Source organism: Streptomyces sp. NPDC044044 (assembly GCF_056434405.1).
Genome location: NZ_JBWKFG010000005.1, coordinates 16,988 through 34,376, shown reverse-complemented (window position 1 = coordinate 34,376; position 17,389 = coordinate 16,988). Strand labels below are relative to the sequence as shown.

General features: G+C 68.9%; 17 protein-coding genes. 10 read left to right on the top strand and 7 right to left on the bottom strand.

Translation table 11 applies throughout. From position 1 onward, the window contains the following. Positions 1–113: 113 nt before the first annotated feature. The 7 genes from AC07AG_RS19695 to pstB all read left to right on the top strand — a co-directional run bounded on the left by AC07AG_RS19695 (position 114) and on the right by pstB (position 8,233). Positions 114–2,360, top strand: a complete 2,247-nt coding sequence (locus AC07AG_RS19695; RefSeq protein ID WP_478756353.1) for an RNA degradosome polyphosphate kinase — start codon at positions 114–116, stop codon at positions 2,358–2,360. After that, entirely contained in the window at positions 2,341–3,471 is a 1,131-nt protein-coding gene (locus AC07AG_RS19690; RefSeq protein WP_478756352.1) for a CHAD domain-containing protein, read from the top strand. Before AC07AG_RS19695 ends, AC07AG_RS19690 begins: the two co-directional genes overlap by 20 nt. Then, positions 3,468–3,890 carry an NUDIX hydrolase gene (locus tag AC07AG_RS19685; RefSeq protein ID WP_478756351.1) on the top strand — a complete coding sequence of 141 codons (423 nt, stop codon included), beginning with the start codon at positions 3,468–3,470 and terminating at the stop codon, positions 3,888–3,890. The genes AC07AG_RS19690 and AC07AG_RS19685 overlap by 4 nt, the downstream gene beginning before the upstream one ends. Positions 3,891–4,091: 201 nt before the next feature. After that, positions 4,092–5,222 (top strand): phosphate ABC transporter substrate-binding protein PstS, encoded by a 1,131-nt coding sequence (gene pstS / locus AC07AG_RS19680; RefSeq protein ID WP_478756350.1) that lies wholly within the window; start codon positions 4,092–4,094, stop codon positions 5,220–5,222. Between the two features lie 117 nt (positions 5,223–5,339). Further along, complete coding sequence (gene pstC / locus AC07AG_RS19675) at positions 5,340–6,362, top strand: phosphate ABC transporter permease subunit PstC (protein WP_478756349.1); 1,023 nt, start codon at positions 5,340–5,342, stop codon at positions 6,360–6,362. Continuing rightward, a complete protein-coding gene (pstA, locus tag AC07AG_RS19670) occupies positions 6,359–7,408 on the top strand; it encodes a phosphate ABC transporter permease PstA (protein WP_249589097.1) in 1,050 nt (349 codons plus the stop codon). The genes pstC and pstA overlap by 4 nt, the downstream gene beginning before the upstream one ends. Before the next feature lie 48 nt (positions 7,409–7,456). Beyond that, on the top strand, positions 7,457–8,233 hold the full coding sequence (gene pstB / locus AC07AG_RS19665) for a phosphate ABC transporter ATP-binding protein PstB (protein ID WP_361048819.1): 777 nt from the start codon (positions 7,457–7,459) through the stop codon (positions 8,231–8,233). Between the two features lie 156 nt (positions 8,234–8,389). Here pstB and AC07AG_RS19660 read toward each other — a convergent pair whose 3' ends face one another. Together AC07AG_RS19660 and AC07AG_RS19655 are read right to left on the bottom strand one after the other, a co-directional pair. Continuing rightward, on the bottom strand, positions 8,390–9,388 hold the full coding sequence (locus tag AC07AG_RS19660) for an inorganic phosphate transporter (RefSeq protein WP_361048817.1): 999 nt from the start codon (positions 9,386–9,388) through the stop codon (positions 8,390–8,392). A gap of 9 nt (positions 9,389–9,397) precedes the next feature. Beyond that, on the bottom strand, positions 9,398–10,018 hold the full coding sequence (locus tag AC07AG_RS19655; RefSeq protein WP_249589094.1) for a DUF47 domain-containing protein: 621 nt from the start codon (positions 10,016–10,018) through the stop codon (positions 9,398–9,400). 231 nt (positions 10,019–10,249) lie between these two features. Between AC07AG_RS19655 and AC07AG_RS19650 the strand changes: the two genes are divergently transcribed. Further along, the gene (locus tag AC07AG_RS19650; RefSeq protein ID WP_283779105.1) at positions 10,250–10,606 is read left to right on the top strand and encodes a metal-sensitive transcriptional regulator; all 357 of its coding nucleotides are present in this window, start codon (positions 10,250–10,252) and stop codon (positions 10,604–10,606) included. Between the two features lie 619 nt (positions 10,607–11,225). On the opposite strand, the gene AC07AG_RS19645 is transcribed toward AC07AG_RS19650, so the two are convergent. Together AC07AG_RS19645 and AC07AG_RS19640 are read right to left on the bottom strand one after the other, a co-directional pair. After that, the gene (locus tag AC07AG_RS19645; RefSeq protein WP_478756348.1) at positions 11,226–11,414 is read right to left on the bottom strand and encodes a hypothetical protein; all 189 of its coding nucleotides are present in this window, start codon (positions 11,412–11,414) and stop codon (positions 11,226–11,228) included. Positions 11,415–11,566: 152 nt separating this feature from the next. Continuing rightward, positions 11,567–12,388: an SCO4651 family lipoprotein gene (locus tag AC07AG_RS19640; RefSeq protein WP_361048812.1), complete on the bottom strand. Its 822-nt coding sequence runs from the start codon at positions 12,386–12,388 to the stop codon at positions 11,567–11,569. A gap of 120 nt (positions 12,389–12,508) precedes the next feature. Here AC07AG_RS19640 and AC07AG_RS19635 point away from each other — a divergent pair, with 120 nt between their 5' ends. Both AC07AG_RS19635 and AC07AG_RS19630 read left to right on the top strand, forming a co-directional pair. Next, positions 12,509–12,664: a hypothetical protein gene (locus AC07AG_RS19635; protein ID WP_478756347.1), complete on the top strand. Its 156-nt coding sequence runs from the start codon at positions 12,509–12,511 to the stop codon at positions 12,662–12,664. A gap of 80 nt (positions 12,665–12,744) precedes the next feature. After that, the gene (locus AC07AG_RS19630) at positions 12,745–14,328 is read left to right on the top strand and encodes an FAD-binding oxidoreductase (RefSeq protein ID WP_478756346.1); all 1,584 of its coding nucleotides are present in this window, start codon (positions 12,745–12,747) and stop codon (positions 14,326–14,328) included. 291 nt (positions 14,329–14,619) lie between these two features. On the opposite strand, the gene AC07AG_RS19625 is transcribed toward AC07AG_RS19630, so the two are convergent. The 3 genes from AC07AG_RS19625 to AC07AG_RS19615 all read right to left on the bottom strand — a co-directional run bounded on the left by AC07AG_RS19625 (position 14,620) and on the right by AC07AG_RS19615 (position 17,336). Next, positions 14,620–15,342: a phosphatase PAP2 family protein gene (locus AC07AG_RS19625; RefSeq protein WP_478756345.1), complete on the bottom strand. Its 723-nt coding sequence runs from the start codon at positions 15,340–15,342 to the stop codon at positions 14,620–14,622. Between the two features lie 320 nt (positions 15,343–15,662). Beyond that, the gene (locus AC07AG_RS19620) at positions 15,663–16,673 is read right to left on the bottom strand and encodes a C40 family peptidase (RefSeq protein WP_478756344.1); all 1,011 of its coding nucleotides are present in this window, start codon (positions 16,671–16,673) and stop codon (positions 15,663–15,665) included. 123 nt (positions 16,674–16,796) lie between these two features. Continuing rightward, a complete protein-coding gene (locus tag AC07AG_RS19615) occupies positions 16,797–17,336 on the bottom strand; it encodes a hypothetical protein (protein WP_478756343.1) in 540 nt (179 codons plus the stop codon). Positions 17,337–17,389: the final 53 nt, after the last annotated feature.

Genomic DNA, 17,389 nt, shown 5'->3' with positions numbered 1-17,389 from the left:
CTCGCTCAATGCAGCCCGCCGTGCCCGACCCTCCCCCCATGAACGGGAAGCTCGTCTTCACCCCGGCACTCTCCGACGCGCCCATCGGGGTCCCCGCGCGGAAGAATGGGGCCATGAGCCAGCCCAGCACGCAAGGTCAGGTCCAGCACGCCCAGCCCTCCGTCGGCTCCATCGCCGCGCACCGCCCGCACACGCTGTCGGCGGCGGTGTCGGATCTCGACCCCGACATCGACGCGGATCTCGACGCGTACGACGAGGACGGTCAGGTAGGACACGACGGCCAGGAGCTTCCGCAGGGCCGTTTCCTGGACCGGGAGCGCAGCTGGCTCGCCTTCAACGAGCGCGTCCTGGAGCTCGCCGAGGACGCGAACACGCCGCTACTCGAACGGGCTAATTTCCTGGCGATCTTCGCCTCGAACCTGGACGAGTTCTTCATGGTCCGGGTGGCCGGTCTCAAGCGCCGCATCGCGACCGGCGTCGCCACCCGTTCGGCCTCGGGTCTGCAGCCCCGCGAGGTCCTGGAGCTGATCTGGAACCGCTCCCGCGAGCTCATGGCCCGGCACGCCGCCTGCTACCAGGAGGACGTCGCCTCCGGCCTCGCCGACGAGGGCATCCACCTGGTCCGCTGGAACGAGCTGACCGAGAAGGAGCAGTCCCGCCTCTTCACGCTCTTCCGCCAGCAGATCTTCCCCGTCCTGACCCCGCTGGCCGTGGACCCCGCGCACCCCTTCCCGTACATCTCGGGGCTCTCGCTCAACCTCGCCGTGGTCGTGCGCAACCCGGTGTCGGGCCACACGCACTTCGCCCGCGTGAAGGTGCCGCCGCTGCTCTCCCGCTTCCTTGAGGCCTCGCCCCAGCGGTACGTCCCCATCGAGGACGTCATCGCCGCTCCCGCGCACCTCGCGGAGCTGTTCCCGGGCATGGAGATCCAGGAGCACCACATGTTCCGGCTCACCCGGAACGAGGACCTGGAGGTGGAGGAGGACGACGCCGAGAACCTCCTGCAGGCCCTGGAGAAGGAGCTCATGCGGCGCCGCTTCGGGCCGCCCGTGCGCCTTGAGGTCGAGGAGTCCATCGACCGGAACGTCCTGGACCTCCTCGTGCGCGAACTGAAGATCAGCGAGGCCGAGGTCTATCCGCTGCCGGGCCCGCTCGACCTGACCGGGCTCTTCGGCATCGCGGCCCTGGACCGGCCCGAGCTGAAGTACCCGAAGTTCATCGCGGGCACGCACCGCGACCTCGCCGAGGTGGAGTCGGCGTCCGCGCCCGACATCTTCGCCGCCCTGCGCGAACGCGACGTCCTTCTGCACCACCCGTACGACTCGTTCTCCACGTCCGTCCAGGCCTTCCTGGAGCAGGCGGCCGCCGACCCGGACGTCCTCGCGATCAAGCAGACGCTGTACCGGACGTCGGGCGACTCCCCCATAGTCGACGCGCTGATCGACGCCGCCGAGTCGGGCAAGCAGGTGCTCGTCCTGGTCGAGATCAAGGCGCGCTTCGACGAGCAGGCGAACATCAAGTGGGCGCGGAAGCTGGAGGAGGCGGGCTGCCACGTCGTCTACGGCCTGGTCGGCCTGAAGACGCACTGCAAGCTCTCGCTCGTCGTCCGCCAGGAGGGCGAGTCGCTGGTCCGCTACTCGCACGTGGGCACCGGCAACTACCACCCCAAGACGGCCCGTCTCTACGAGGACCTGGGTCTTCTCACCGCCAAGCAGGAGGTGGGCGCGGACCTGTCCGACCTCTTCAACCGGCTCTCTGGATACTCGCGCCGCGAGACCTACCGCCGTCTTCTCGTCGCCCCCAAGTCCCTGCGCGACGGACTCATTTCACGCATCGACAAGGAAATACAGCACCACCGCGCGGGCCGCCCCGCCTACGTACGCATCAAGTGCAACTCGATGGTCGACGAGGCGGTCGTGGACTCCCTCTACCGCGCGTCGCAGGCGGGCGTGCCGGTGGACGTGTGGGTGCGCGGGATCTGCGCGGTGCGGCCGGGCGTCGCGGGGCTCTCGGAGACGATCCGGGTGCGTTCCGTGCTCGGCCGCTTCCTGGAGCACTCCCGCGTCTTCGCCTTCGGCAACGCGGGCGAGCCCGAGGTGTGGATCGGCAGCGCCGACATGATGCACCGCAACCTCGACCGACGTATCGAGGCACTGGTCAGGGTCACCGACCCGGCACACCGGGCGGCCCTGAACCGGCTCCTGGAGACCGGCATGTCGGACACCACCGCCTCCTGGCACCTCGGCGCGGACGGCAACTGGACCCGGCACGCGCTGGATCCGGAGGGCCAGCCCCTGCGGAACGTACAGGAGATGCTCATAGACGCCCGGAGGCGCCGGCGTGGCACAGCTAAACCATGAGACGACGACAGGCGATGTCCTGTCGGCCTATCTGCAGGGCCAGGCCACGGAGTTCCTGCGCTCGCTGCGGCTGCACCGCGAGTCGACGACGGACGCGCAGGGCGCCGAGGTGTCCCTGGAGGCCGCCATGGCCCTGCGCCGCGCGGCCCGCCGCATCGGCGGCACACTGCACACGTTCCGCCCGCTCCTGGACCAGGAGTGGGCGGCGGCTCTACGTCCCGAACTGGCCTGGCTCTCCGGCACATTGGCGAGCGAACACGCGTACGCGGCCCGCCTGGAGCGGCTCCTTGACGCACTGCACCGCTTGTCGGGCACACCGACGGTTCCGGCACCGGTGGTCCACGCCTCACCGCTGGGCAGCACCCGCGCGGGCGCACAGCCCACCCAGGCAGCCGCTCCCGCTGTGGGCAGGCGTTCCGCAGGGCGGAACAGGTGGGCACAGCCTTCACTGCAGGGCGCCGATGAACAGGGCGGGACTCCAAGGGGCCTCACGGTGGGCGCAGCCAAGGCAGCAGCACTCCTGGAGCGCCAGCTGACCCTGGCGCGAACCAGGGCCCACTCAGCCGCGCTGCAAGCGTTCGGCTCCTCCCGCTTCCACGCAGTGGCGGACAACGTCGCCGTACTGGCGAGCGAGGTCCCGCTGACCCGAGCTGCCAAGGACCTGAAGCCGCTGGCGGCAACCGCCGAGGAGAACCTCACGGAGGCCGTCGCCGCGCTCCCCCTGGGCCAGGCGGGCCACCCGTACAACGCGGAAGCGCTGACGCACGGCCTCGCCGCGAGCGAGGCCCCCGAGGCCCAGGACGCCCCCTGGCTGAAGACCCGCGCCCTCCTGCGCCTGCACAGGTACGCCCAGGAAGTCCTCACCGGAGGCGCGGGCGACCCCTGCGGGGACCTGCGCCTCGCGGAAGCGGGCCACGCCCTGGACCGCCACCGCGAGGCCGCGGACGCCGCATCGGCAGCGGCATCGGCCGCCCGCACCCCCCGCATCGCCCCGGCGACGGCGTACGCCCTGGGCGTCCTGCACGCCGACCAGCGCCACGAGGTGGAAGCGGCCCGCTTCGCCTTCCACCAGGCCTGGCTCCGCGAGACCGAGGTGGTGAGCACCCCATGACGCTCGACGAGCGCGGAGTCGTCCTGGCCGCGGGCTGCGTCCTGTGGCGTCACTCCCCGCACGACGGCCGCCTGGAGATCTGCCTGGTGCACCGGCCGAAGTACGACGACTGGTCGCACCCCAAGGGCAAGCTGAAGCGGACCGAGGACGCCCTCGCCGGCGCCCTGCGCGAGGTCGAGGAGGAAACCGGCCACCGCTGCACCCCCGGCGCCCGCCTCCCCACCGTCCGCTACGCGGCCCAGGGCCGCCCCAAAGAGGTCCGCTACTGGGCGGCGGAGGTGGCCGGCGGCCGCTTCATACCCAACGACGAGGTCGACCGCATCCTCTGGCTCTCGCCGACCGCGGCCCGCAACCGGCTCACGCAACCCCGTGACCAGCACCTCGTCGACGCCCTGCTCGGCGTCCTCAACCCGGCGTAACAGATCCGCTACGTTCCGTAGCACATTGCCGAACCAGGCCGACCGCCGAGGTTCACCCTCCGTTCACTCATGCCCTTTGGCCGCTTCACCTGCCCTGCCTAATTTCAGCCTTACAACACAACGTAAGACCGCAGAACAGCAACGAAGACCTCGCACGCCGCCAGCAAAGGGCCGGCGGCTCCCGGAAGGAAGACCCGAAAAGTGAAGCTTCAGCGCAAGAACCGGCTCCGCGCCCTCTCCCTCGGCGCCATCGCCGTCTCCGGCGCCCTGGCCCTCACGGCGTGCGGCTCCGACGACACGAGCGGCGGCGACGGTGGCACCGGCAAGGAGACCAACGCCAACGCCAACATCAAGTGTGATGACGCCAAGGGCCAGCTCGCGGCCTCCGGTTCGTCCGCGCAGAAGAACGCGATCGACGCCTGGCGCAAGGTCTACTCGACCACCTGCAAGGATGTTCAGCTGAACTACAACCCGACGGGTTCCGGGGCCGGCATCACCGCCTTCATGCAGGGCCAGACCGCGTTCGCGGGCTCCGACTCGGCGCTGAAGCCCGAGGAGATCGCGGCCTCGAAGAAGGTCTGCAAGAACAGCCAGGCCATCGACCTTCCGATGGTCGGCGGCCCGATCGCCGTCGGTTACAACGTGCCCGGCGTGGACAACCTCGTCCTGGACGCCGAGACCCTCGCCAAGATCTTCGACGACAAGATCAAGACCTGGGACGACAAGGCGATCGAGAAGCTGAACCCCGACGCCAAGCTGCCCAGCACCAAGATCCAGGCGTTCCACCGCTCGGACGAGTCCGGCACCACGGACAACTTCACCAAGTACCTCAAGGGCGCGGCCCCGTCCGCCTGGTCGCACGAGCCCGGCAAGTCCTGGGAGGCCAAGGGCGGCCAGTCCGCCAACGGCTCCTCCGGTGTCGCGGGCCAGGTCAAGCAGACCGCCGGCGCCATCTCGTACTTCGAGCTCTCGTACGCCTCCGACGGCATCAGCACGGTCGACCTGAAGACCGACGCCAAGGAGCCGGTGAAGGCCACCGTCGACAACGCCTCCAAGGCGATCTCCGAGGCCAAGGTCGTCGGCAAGGGCAACGACCTCGCCCTGGAGCTCAACTACAAGCCCACCGCCGAAGGCGCGTACCCGATCACCCTGGTGACGTACGAGGTCCTCTGCGAGAAGGGCAACAAGGCCGAGACCCTGGCCGCGACCAAGTCCTTCCTGACCTACATCGCGAGCGAGGACGGCCAGAACGTCCTCAAGGAGAACGACTACGCGCCGATCCCGGCCGAGATCATCTCCAAGGTCCGCACGACCGTCGCGGGCCTGAGCTAGCTGAACCGCGTGCGGCCGGCCCCGTGAGTCAGGGCCGGCCGCACCGTCCGGTGCACCGCCGCCAGGAGCAACTCCCGCCGAAAATGCGGTGATTGGCTCCGCAGACCGGAGAATCCCATGGACATAGCCAGTAGTACGACCGCACCTCCACCCCTCGACGACGTGAAGCCATCGGGCATCACCCCGAAGCGTCCACGCCGCAGCGCGACCCGCCCCGGAGACCGGATCTTCCTCGGCCTCTCGCGCGGCTCCGGTATCGCGCTGCTCGTGATCATGGCCGCCATCGCGGCCTTCCTGACCTACCGTGCGGCCCTCGCGCTCTCGGACAACACGGGCAACTTCCTCACCACCTTCGAGTGGGACCCGGCCGGCGGCACCACCGGCGGCAAGCCGTACTTCGGCATCGCGGTCCTGGTCTTCGGCACGGTGGTGAGCTCGGTGATCGCCCTGGTGATCGCCGTCCCCGTCGCCATCGGCATCGCGCTGTTCATCTCGCACTACGCGCCGCGCAAGCTGGCGACCCCCATCGCCTTCGTGATCGACCTGCTGGCCGCCGTGCCGTCGATCGTCTACGGCCTCTGGGGCGCCCTCGTGGTCGCACCCAACCTGACCGGCCTCTACAGCTGGCTCGACGACTACTTCGGCTGGACCGGCGTCTTCGAGTACCAGGGCGGCGCCCCGCGCTCCCTGATGACGGTCGGCATCCTGCTCGCCATCATGATCCTGCCGATCATCACGAACGTAAGCCGTGAGGTCTTCCTGCAGGTCCCGAAGATGCACGAGGAGGCCGCGCTCGCGCTCGGCGCCACGCGCTGGGAGACCATCCGCATGTCGGTGCTCCCCTTCGCCCGCTCCGGCGTGATCTCCGCCTCGATGCTGGGCCTGGGCCGCGCGCTCGGCGAGACCATCGCCGTCGCCACCGTGCTCTCCCCGACCTTCCTCATCAGCGCGTCCGTGCTCGACCCCGGCGGCGGCACCTTCGCGCAGAACATCGCCAGCAAGTTCAACGAGGCGACCGAGTACGGCCGTGACGCGCTCATCGCATCCGGCCTGGTCCTCTTCATCATCACGCTGCTGGTCAACGGCGCGGCCCGCATGATCATCGCGCGCCGCAAGGAGTACTCGGGGGCCAACGCATGAGCGCCACCATCGTCAAGCCCGCGAGCCTGCAGGGCGCCCGCCTCCCGCGCTGGACACCGGCCGTCGTCGCGCTCGGCTCCGCGGCCGTCGCCATCGGCATCGGCGTGGGCGCGGACCTGCACAGCCGCATCCAGTGGGGCCTGATCGCGGCCATCCTCTACATCGTCGCCTCGTACGTCCTCGCGGTCGCCGTCGAGGGCACCCGCCAGGCCAAGGACCGCCTCGCCACCTCGATGGTGTGGGTGATGTTCCTGCTCGCGGTCGTCCCGCTGGCCTCGCTGATCTACGAGACCGTCGAGCGCGGCACGACCGTCTTCAACGGCTACTTCCTGACCCACTCCATGGGCGTGGTCGCGGACGACGAGCCCGGCGGCGGCATCTACCACGCGATCATCGGCACCCTGGAGCAGGTGCTCCTGGCCTCCGTCATCGCCGTGCCGATCGGCCTGCTCACCGCGATCTACCTCGTCGAGTACGGGCGCGGGAAGCTCTCCAAGGTCGTCACGTTCTTCGTGGACGTCATGACCGGCATCCCCTCGATCGTCGCGGGCCTGTTCGTCCTCAGCTTCTGGATCCTGATCCTGGGCTTCGACTTCTCCGGCTGGGCCGGCGCCATGGCGCTCGCCATCCTGATGATGCCGGTGATCGTGCGCTCCACGGAGGAGATGCTCAAGCTCGTCCCGAACGAGCTGCGGGAGGCGTCACTCGCCCTCGGCATCCCGAAGTGGCGGACCATCCTGAAGGTGGTCCTGCCCACCGCGATCGGCGGCATCACGACGGGCGTCATGCTCGCGGTCGCCCGCATCGCGGGCGAGACCGCACCGGTCCTGCTCCTGGTCTGGGTCAACCCCATGATCAACACGAACCCGTTCGAAGGCTCGCAGGCCTCGCTGCCGCTGTACATCTACCAGCAGTACGCGGCGGGCAACCAGGCCGGTTACGACCGCGCCTGGGCGGCGGCCCTGGCCCTCATCGGCTTCATCATGATCCTCAACCTGGCGGCCCGCGGCGTAGCCCGCTGGAAGGCCCCCAAGACGGGCCGCTGACGCGGCCACTCAGCGACCCTCTCGTACCCCCTTAAGGCAGTGATCCCCATGGCCAAGCGAATCGACGTATCGGGCCTGACCGCTTACTACAGCGCCCACAAGGCCATCGAGGACATCTCGATGACCGTGGAGCCCCGCTCCGTGACGGCCTTCATCGGCCCCTCCGGCTGCGGCAAGTCCACCTTCCTGCGCACCCTCAACCGCATGCACGAGGTCACCACCGGTGGCCGCGTCGAGGGCAAGGTGCTCCTGGACGACGAGGACCTCTACGGTCCCGGTGTCGACCCGGTCGCCGTGCGCCGCACGATCGGCATGGTGTTCCAGCGCCCCAACCCGTTCCCGACGATGTCGATCTTCGACAACGTCGCCGCGGGCCTGCGGCTCAACGGCTCGTACAAGAAGAGCGAGCTGAACGCCATCGTCGAGAAGTCCCTCAAGGGCGCCAACCTCTGGAACGAGGTCAAGGACCGCCTGAACAAGCCCGGCTCCGGCCTCTCCGGCGGTCAGCAGCAGCGTCTGTGCATCGCGCGGGCGATCGCCGTCGAGCCCCAGGTCCTGCTCATGGACGAGCCCTGCTCGGCCCTGGACCCGATATCGACGCTCGCGATCGAGGACCTGATCGGCGAGCTGAAGGAGCGCTTCACGATCGTCATCGTGACGCACAACATGCAGCAGGCGGCGCGCGTCTCGGACCGTACGGCCTTCTTCAACCTCGCGGCGGTCGGCCAGCCCGGCAAGCTCGTCGAGATCGACGAGACGGAGCGGATCTTCTCCAACCCGTCCGTGCAAGCCACCGAGGACTACATCTCGGGCCGTTTCGGCTAGGCCCCGCCCCGGGTATCCCCCGACTCCTTGCGGTGCTGCATGGCGGTGCCACCGCAGGGGCAACAAAGAAAGGCCCGCCCCCTGGCTCCCGGGGGGCGGGCCTTTCCGTTTACTTGTACGGCCGTTGCTCTTACGGCCGTTTGTTTTTACGGCCGGTTACAGGAACGCGAGATTCACGATCCAGAAACTCACCGCGGCGACAATGGCGGCGGCAGGCATCGTGATGAACCACCCGAGGATGATGTTCTTGGCGACACCCCAGCGCACGGCATTCACACGCTTCGTGGCGCCCACACCCATGATCGCGGAAGTGATCACGTGCGTGGTCGAGATCGGCGCGTGGAACATGAACGCGGTGGTGAACATGATGCCCGCGCCGGTGGTCTCGGCGGCGAATCCCTGCGGCGGGTCCAGCTCGATGATCTTGCGGCCGAGCGTACGCATGATGCGCCAGCCACCGGCGTACGTACCGGCGGAGAGCATCAGCGCACACGCGATCTTGACCCAGATCGGGATGGGCGCGTCGGCGTCCTGCACATCGGAGATGACCAGGGCCATCACCACGATGCCCATCGTCTTCTGCGCGTCCTGAAGACCGTGTCCGAGCGCCATGCCGGCCGCGGAGACCGTCTGCGCGATGCGGAATCCGCGCTTGGCCTTGTGCGGGTTGGACTTCCGGAACATCCACATGATCGCGCACATCACCAGATAGCCGGCGACGAGGCCGACAACGGGCGAGATGAACATCGGAATGACGACCTTGTCGAGCACTCCGGACCAGATCACCCCGATCCCACCGGCGAGCGCGGCTCCGACCATTCCACCGAACAGTGCGTGCGATGAGGAGGAAGGAAGCCCGAAATACCAGGTGATGAGGTTCCAGACGATGGCGCCCACCAAGGCGGCAAAGAGGATCCACATTCCCTTGTTGCCTTCGGGCGTCTCGATCAGGCCCTTACTGACCGTCTTGGCGACGCCGCTGCCCATGAAGGCACCGGCGAGGTTCATGACGGCGGCCATCGCGAGTGCCGCACGAGGCGTCAGCGCACGGGTGGAGACGGAAGTGGCAATGGCATTCGCAGAGTCGTGAAAGCCATTCGTATACGTAAATCCGAGCGCGACGCCAATGGTCACGATCAAAGCAAAGGTGTCCATGGAGAGGCCTCAGGACTCCTTGACCGCGATGGTCTCCACCGTGTTCGCGACGTGCTCGAACGCGTCGGCCGCCTCTTCAAGCACGTCGACGATCTGCTTGAGCTTCAGCACCTCTATGGCGTCGTACTTGCCGTTGAAGAGCTGAGCGAGAAGCTTGCGGTGGATCTGGTCGGCCTGGTTCTCCAGACGGTTGACCTCGATCCAGTACTCGGTGAGGTTGTCCATCGTCCGCAGATTCGGCATGGCCTCGGCCGTGAGCTCGGCGGCTCGCGACAGGACCTCGATCTGCTGCTCGACTCCCTTGGGGAGTTCCTCGACCTGGTAAAGGACGACCAGGTCGACGGCCTCCTCCATGAAGTCCATGATGTCGTCCAGGCAGGACGCCAGGTTGTAGATGTCCTCGCGGTCGAACGGCGTGATGAAGGAGGAGTTCAGCTGGTGGAAGATCGCATGTGTCGCGTCATCTCCAGCGTGCTCCGCGGCCCGCATACGCTCTGCGATCTCGGCTCGGGCGGAGGCGTCAGCCCCGAGCAGTTCCATCAGGAGCTTCGAGCCCGTGACAATGTTGTCCGCGGATGCGGCGAACATGTCGTAGAAGCTCGTCTCCCTGGGGGTCAGACGAAAGCGCACGTGGGGTCCTCGGGGTGCTTTGGATTCGGTCAGGCTGATGCTAGGCGCATCATCCGGCCACGGCTAACCGGCCAGACCCCAGTGTCGCCCATCAGGCACAGTGATCAGCACGCCCCCCGAGCAATCGAGTATTCTATACCCACTAGGGGTATAGGAAGCCAGTTGAGCCAGCGGCTTTTCTATCACTGCCCAGAAGAATGACTGTCCAAGCAGTCCGAGCAGGAGGACGCGATGACGACCACTGATGCGGCCGGTGTGGCCATGAACACCGAAGCGCCCTCCGAGCCCGGCGGCCACGACCAGGGTGTCCACGGCTACCACAAGCAGAAGGACGAGCACCTCAAGCGCCTGCGGCGCATCGAGGGGCAGATCCGTGGCCTGCAGCGGATGGTCGAGGAAGACGTCTACTGCATCGACATACTCACCCAGGTCTCGGCGGGCACGAAGGCGCTGCAGTCCTTCGCCCTCCAGCTCCTCGAGGAACACCTGCGCCACTGCGTGGCGGACGCGGCGGTCAAGGGCGGTGACGAGATCGACGCGAAGGTCGAGGAAGCGACGAAGGCGATCGCGCGCATGATGCGTACGTAAGGCTCCCGCCTCGGGCAACCACGCCCCGCCCCTCGGCCCGGCCCCACCTCACCCCGGGGCTGGCCCTCAGCCCGACCCCGGCTCGCCCTGCGGCGGGCCCTCAGCCCGGCCCCCGCTCGCCCCGCGGCGGGCCCGGCCCCGGCTCGCCCGCGGCGGGCCCACCCACGGCCACGCCGCGCCCGCGACGAGCCGGTCCGGCCCGCCGCTGCGCGACGGATGTCTCCCACCCACCCACCCGATCACCCCGCAGCGCACCCATCCCGCCCACCGCCCGATGAGCCTGCTGGGTAACGGACGGCCAGACGTCCCCCAACCACGACCACCCGACAGCCCTGCCGAGTAACGGATGGGCAGACGCTCGCACGCACCCCCCCGCCTCCCCCCAATTGCCCTGCCGAGTAACGGGTGGGCGGGTGGGGAAGATCCGCCGCGGAGCGGCGGGCCCGGCAGGTGGCGAGGCGACACGACAGCCTCAGCCCACCCCGCCCCGCGTCACGTCGCCCCGCGTCACCGCAGCGCAACGGCGGACCGCCGCTCGGGAGCCATCCCCGCGAAGCGGCAAGCGCAGCAGGACCCGGGGCGCACACACCCCCCGGGGGGAAGCAGGGCCCGGGACGGACTAGTCCCGGCTCTCGCCCAGGTGACGCTCCACGTCAGTGGAGACGTTCAGGACCTCGTCGATCCGGTCGGCGCTCAACCGCTCCTCACCCGCCGCACTCGCCGCAATGATCAGCTCGCCGCAGAGTTCGATCTCGGCGAGGGCAACGTGGTCCTGAACAGTCGTACCGCGCACCAGAGCCACGTCCATCACCTCTTCCTGACCTTGCTTCCTGCCGCCGCCGACTTCCTAGAGTAGGGAGCGGCCTACACACCGCGCATGGCACGGACGGACCATTTCCACACCCCCGGGCGCGACTAGCCGGGTACCCCCACTTCCCGGCGATTACCGCTCCGCGGCACTCACTTCTCGGCGATCTTCCCCGCGAAGATGTCCTCGCTCGCCGGCAACCGCACGTCCACCCGCACACCGAAGTCGTACAGCAGCGTGGTCGACGCCACCTCCGCGTTCGCGACACTGAAGTGCTGCCGCAGCTTCCGCAGCCGCCCCTGCTCGTCGAGGTACGCGTCGAACGGCACCCCACCCTTGCTGAACCCTTTCGCCGCCGCCCCCAGGGCCCGCCGCTGCCCCTCGGAAGCGGACTTCGCGGCGCTCGGCAGGTCCGCGGTCCCGCGGTAGTGCCGCACCTTCACGCCCGCCACCGCCGTCTCCCCGACGTACGACGCCTTGCTCACGCCCCGCAGCAGTTCCGCCGCGGCCAGCGGATCGGTCGCCCCGCCCGTGACCAGGTTGCCGTCGGAGAGCGACGCCGTGTCGATCCGCACCCACTTGTCGGCGGGCACCCCGGCGCCCCGGTTCTTCATGTAGAGCGCGCCGCTCGCCATCAGCTCGGTGATGGGGCGGTGCTCCTCGTCCCCGGCGGGATCCTTCGGCAGCACCACCACGAACCGCCCCACCTGCCGCCGGAAGTCGTACGAGCCGTGCCCGCGGATGGTCACGCGGGTACCGCCGCTCGCCATCTCCATGGACGTACGCGCCTTGGAACTCCCCGCGCGGACAAGGGCGTCCGCGGAGTCCCGCACGACGTCGACGGCGTCCTCGGAGGCGCTGCGCCCGTCGTCCGCCGCGGCCCCGCCTCCCGAGCACCCCGTGGCGACGGCCATGAGACCCACCGCCGCGGCCGTGACGACCGCCCCGCCTGTGCGCCTGTGCTGCTGACCCATCGCCCGACTACCCCCAAGCCTTCCCGCGAGGTGCTGTAGCCCCCTGTCGTTCCGTGTAACGACCGGTACGTTGACCCGTCACGCGTAAGAGCGTTCACCCGGCGTGGGTACGGTGGAGACGTGGCCGAGGAGCAACAGGACGAACCCCACCGCACGACGACGGTCGAGCAGGGCCGATTCTGCGCGGCACGGTGCAGCTGCGGCTGGCGCGGCCCGGCCCGCAGAGCGCGCAGCAAGGCCCGGACGGACGCCGAATCCCACATGCCGGACAGATAGCCCAACACCCCTTTCCGCTCACCGGAACCCATGGGTCCCGCAGCCCGTCTCGTACTCCGGGAAGCAATGGGAGGCGGGTCATGGAGCGACGTACGTTCATCGGCACGACGGCGGCGGCCACGGCGGCGTTCGCGGTCGCGGGCTGCACCGGTTCGGGCGGGGGCAGCGGGAGCGGCGGCGGCGCCACCTCCCGCAGCGCGAGCGGCCCGCGCTCCGGCACTCCCATCCGCACGTCGAGCGCCGCCGCGTCCGCCGCGGCGAACCTCACCGCCCTCGCCAAGGACCTGGACGGCACCCTGGTCAAGCCGGGCGAGGCGAAGTGGGCGGCAGCGCGTCAGCTCTACAACACGCGCTACGACAGCCTGAAGCCGACGGCGGTCGCGTACGTGGCGCACCCGGACGACATCCGCACGACCCTGGCCTACGCCCGCGCGCACGGCGTCCCGGTCTCCATACGCAACGGCGGCCACTCCTACGGGGGTTGGTCGTCCGGCACGGGCCGTCTCGTCGTCGACGTGTCGAAACTGAACAAGACGCGGGCCAGTGGCTCGACGGCGACGGTCGGCGCGGGAGCGAAGCTGATCGACGTCTACCGCGCGCTCGCCGCGAAGGGCGTGACGATCCCGGCGGGCTCCTGCCCGACGGTCGGCGTCTCCGGCCTCACCCTGGGCGGCGGCCATGGAGTGGTGTCACGGGCGTACGGCCTGACCTGCGACAGCCTGACGTCGGCGACGCTCATCACGGCGGACGGCAAGCAGCTGACGGCGAGCAGGAGCGAGAACAAGGACCTGTTCTGGGCGCTGCGCGGCGCGGGGAACGGGAACTTCGGCGTGGTGACGGAGCTGCGGTTCCGCACGCACGCGGCCCCGCAGGGGGTCTCGGCCTACATGTCCTGGCCCTGGTCGAAGGCGGCCGCGGTCATCAAGGCGTGGCAGGAGTGGGGGCCCGACCAGCCGGACGAGATCTGGTCGTCGGCACACCTGGCGAATTCGCCCGGCGGCACCCCCACGGTCTCGGTCGCGTGCTTCTCCCTCGGGACGTACGGGGAGCTGCAGAACGCGGTGGACCGCCTCGCGGACAAGATCGGCGCCCCCGCGCGCAGCGTCTCGCTGAAGCGGCGCTCGTACGAGGAGTCGATGGAGGTGTACGCGGGCTGCTCGTCCTTCTCGGCGGACGCCCAGTGCCACCTGCCCGGCGCGACGCCGGGCAGGAGCCCGCAGGGTGCCCTGAACCGCGAGACGTACGCGGCGAGTTCGGACTTCTTCGACCGTTCGCTGTCGGCGGCGGGCATCCGCGCGCTGCTCTCCCAGGTGGAGAACGTGACGGGCGCGAGCGCGGGCAGCATCGCGCTGACCGCGCTCGGCGGCGCGATCAACCGGGTCGACCCGACGGCCACGGCCTTCGTGCACCGCCGCTCGCGGATGCTGGCGCAGTACATCGCGTCCTGGCGCCCCGGCACGTCCGGCAAGCCGGCCCAGGCATGGCTGAAAACCGCTCATGGGGCGATGGGACGGTACGCGTCCGGGGCGGCGTACCAGAACTACGCGGACCCGACGCTGAGCAACTGGCGTGAGGCTTACTACGGTTCGGCCGCGGGCCGCTTGAAGCAGCTGAAGAAGCAGTACGACCCGAAGCGCTTCTTCGACTTCCCCCAGGCGGTGTGACCGGCCGGATCTCCCCCGTCCCCCGGACGGCCGCCCCCGCAACCCGAACAGCTCACCCGACACGCCCTCAGGTGGCCCACTCAGCAGGACCCCGCTGCCCTGGGGGTATGAGACCACGAATAGCCACCACCGCGGCGGCCACCGCCGCCCTCCTGGCCCTGGCGGCCCCCGCCGCCCACGCCGCCGAACCCGAGCACCCGGCCGCAGGCCCCCTGACCGCCGCGTCCGCAGGAGTCACCGCTGCCGCGGCCGGCGCGGGCTGGTGGCTCCTGAAGCGGCGCCGCGAGGACGCTACGCGGCAAGATCCCGCTCGTCCGGAACGGAGGCCGACGCAGGGGACGCCGCCGAGGGCGAAGGCTGAGGAAGCTCCGCCACAGCCTCTCCCGGCTGCGGCGACCACACCAACCGCCCGCCCCACCCCGTCCGCCCGACAGCCTTGGCCACAGGCGTGAGCGCGGCCATCGCCAGCGGCGAGAGCAGCAGCGCGACAGCCGTCCCGAGCGCGAATCCGCCCACGACGTCCGTCGGATAGTGCACGCCCATGAACACCCGGCAGAACCCTTCGAGCAAGGCGAGGGCGATGCCGACAAGACCGAACTTCCGGTTGGCCACGAAAAGGGCGACGCCAAGAGCCATCGCGAGCGTCGCGTGATCGCTCACGAAGGAGAAGTCGGTCTTTCCGTGCACAAGGAGCTCAAGGCCGTCGTGATCCTTGAAAGGGCGACGACGTTCGACAAATCCACGGATCGGCACATTCACCAGGACGGCGATCCCGGCCGCCAACGGCGCCCAGACAACAGCGGCGACAGAGGAAGCCGCGTCATCGAGCGCCCCGCGCTTTCGCTGGCCCCACCAGCACCAGAGCACGAGCAGAACGAGTGCGAGCAGCAGTCCGTACTCGCCGACGAATGCCACCGACTTTGCCAGCCAGTCCGGAGAATCCTCAGCCAGGCCGTTGATGTCGTAGAGCAGGCTGACGTCGGGGTTCGACCCGGTTGTATCGAGTCCAGCCATGGTGCTGCGGCCCCTTGTCTTCTCGCCTCGGACGCACCTTGCCGTGCGCCCTGCCATCAACCCCCGTGTTTTCGTGCCGCTTGCTGCGTGGTCAATGCCGCTCGCTACTGGGTGGTCGCGCTCTTCCAGTCAAGGGAACGCGCAGTCCCCTTCACTACGTTCCACTCTCCACTGAATGATCACGCAGACGTTACCGAAGAGAGACTCATCGCCGCAGCTCAGAGAAGTGTACTGACGGAGAGTTCAAGCCACATCACGCCCCGCGCACACGCTCCGTGAGGGCCGCTCACGCGGGCTCGCGGGGCGCTCGCACGGCGTTCTCAAGCCGCCGACAACTTGTCCGGCACGGCATTCGCCCCGTCCTCGGTGACGCGAGTCGCGCCAAAATAGTCCGGTGTGTCGATCGGGTCGAAGCGGATCACCGCACCGGCCCGCGGGGCGTTAATCATGTAGCCACCGCCCACATAGATCCCGACATGCCGGATGGCGCGGGAATTGGTGAGGTCGTCGGAGAAGAACACCAGGTCGCCGGGGAGCAGTTCGTCCCGTTTCGGATGTGGTCCCGCGTTGTACTGGTCGTTCGCCACACGCGGCAGATCGATATCCACGCTGCGATAGGCGGCCAGAGTGAGGCCGGAGCAGTCGAAGCGGCCGCCCTGTTCGGGGGTTCCATTGCCGCCCCACAGATACAGCGTGCCGAGCTTCTTCTGCGCGTAGTAGATGGCTCCCGCCGCCTGCTGCGACGGCTGCACCCTGCCGGTGGGCCGGGCGAAGCTCTTCTCCAGGTCCGTGATGGTCTTCACGTAATTCTGGGTCTCGCTGTAAGGCGGTACGCCGCCGTACTTGATGACGGCGTAGGCGCCCGCGTTGTACGCCGCGAGCATGTTCTTCGTCGGGCTTCCCGGGGCGTCCTTCACGTAACTGGCGAGTTTGCAGTCGTACGAGGCGGCGGACGGGATGGCGTCCTGCGGGTCCCAGACGTCGCGATCGCCGTCACCGTCACCGTCGACCCCGTGCGTGGCCCAGGTGCCCGGGATGAATTGCGCTATCCCCTGGGCCTTGGCCGGGCTCTTGGCGTTCGGATTGAAGCCGCTCTCCTGGTACAGCTGCGCGGCGAGCAGGGCGGGGTTGATCGCCTTGCAGAGGTTGCCCCACTTCTGGACGAGGGGCTGATAGGTGCTGGGGACGGCGCCCTTGGCGAGGCCCACGTTCCCCCCGCCCGAGCCGTTGGCCATGCTTCCTGCGGCCATGTACGTCCCCACGACGAGCAGGGCGATGAAGCTCATCGCCCCGCTGATGCCGACGGCTGCGACCAGCCACGTCTTACGCACCGTCAACCACCCCTCACCGCGCGGGAGTCCACCGCGCCTCAGTGTAGAGGCGGCACCTGTGCCCGCGGGGGATCACCGCCGACCTCCGTCGGCCACTTCGTGGAGGGCGTCACGCGGCGGGGCTCATCGCTGGACGAACTCGTCCGTCAGCACGCACCCGTCGACCGACGCGGGAGCCGTCGAGACATCTCCCTGCGGCTGGAAGTTCGGGTTGCAGTTGAGGACGAGCAGCCCGGAGGCCGACAGGTCCCGGATCGTGTCGTCATCCGGCGCGATCACGGCGAAGTCCTTGCCGACGGCGAACCCACCCCTCACTCCGGCGAGTTCGTTCGTCTTCGTCTCCTCGGCGATCTCCGCCCGGTACGCCGTCTGGAACTGCTTCATGTCGCTGGTCTTGAAGACCCGGATCCAGCCGTCCCCACTGTCGTCGCACGTGCCACGGAACTGCACGCCCCAGGACATGTCGAACTTCTCGTCCATGGGGTAGTAGCGCTCGTCGGACGGATCGATGCTGTACCGCTCGCACGTGGTGAAGCGCTGGAGGTACTCACCCGCGGCCATGACGGTGTCCGCCTGGGGCAGGTTCTCCAGCATCCACTTCTGGCGGACTTCGGGGCCACCGCTGGTACCGCCGTTACGAGCGGGAGCCTCATCCGAGCCCACGTCGGCACCGGCGGCACCGGCGGCACCGGCGGCACCGGAGGTGGGGGTGGAGC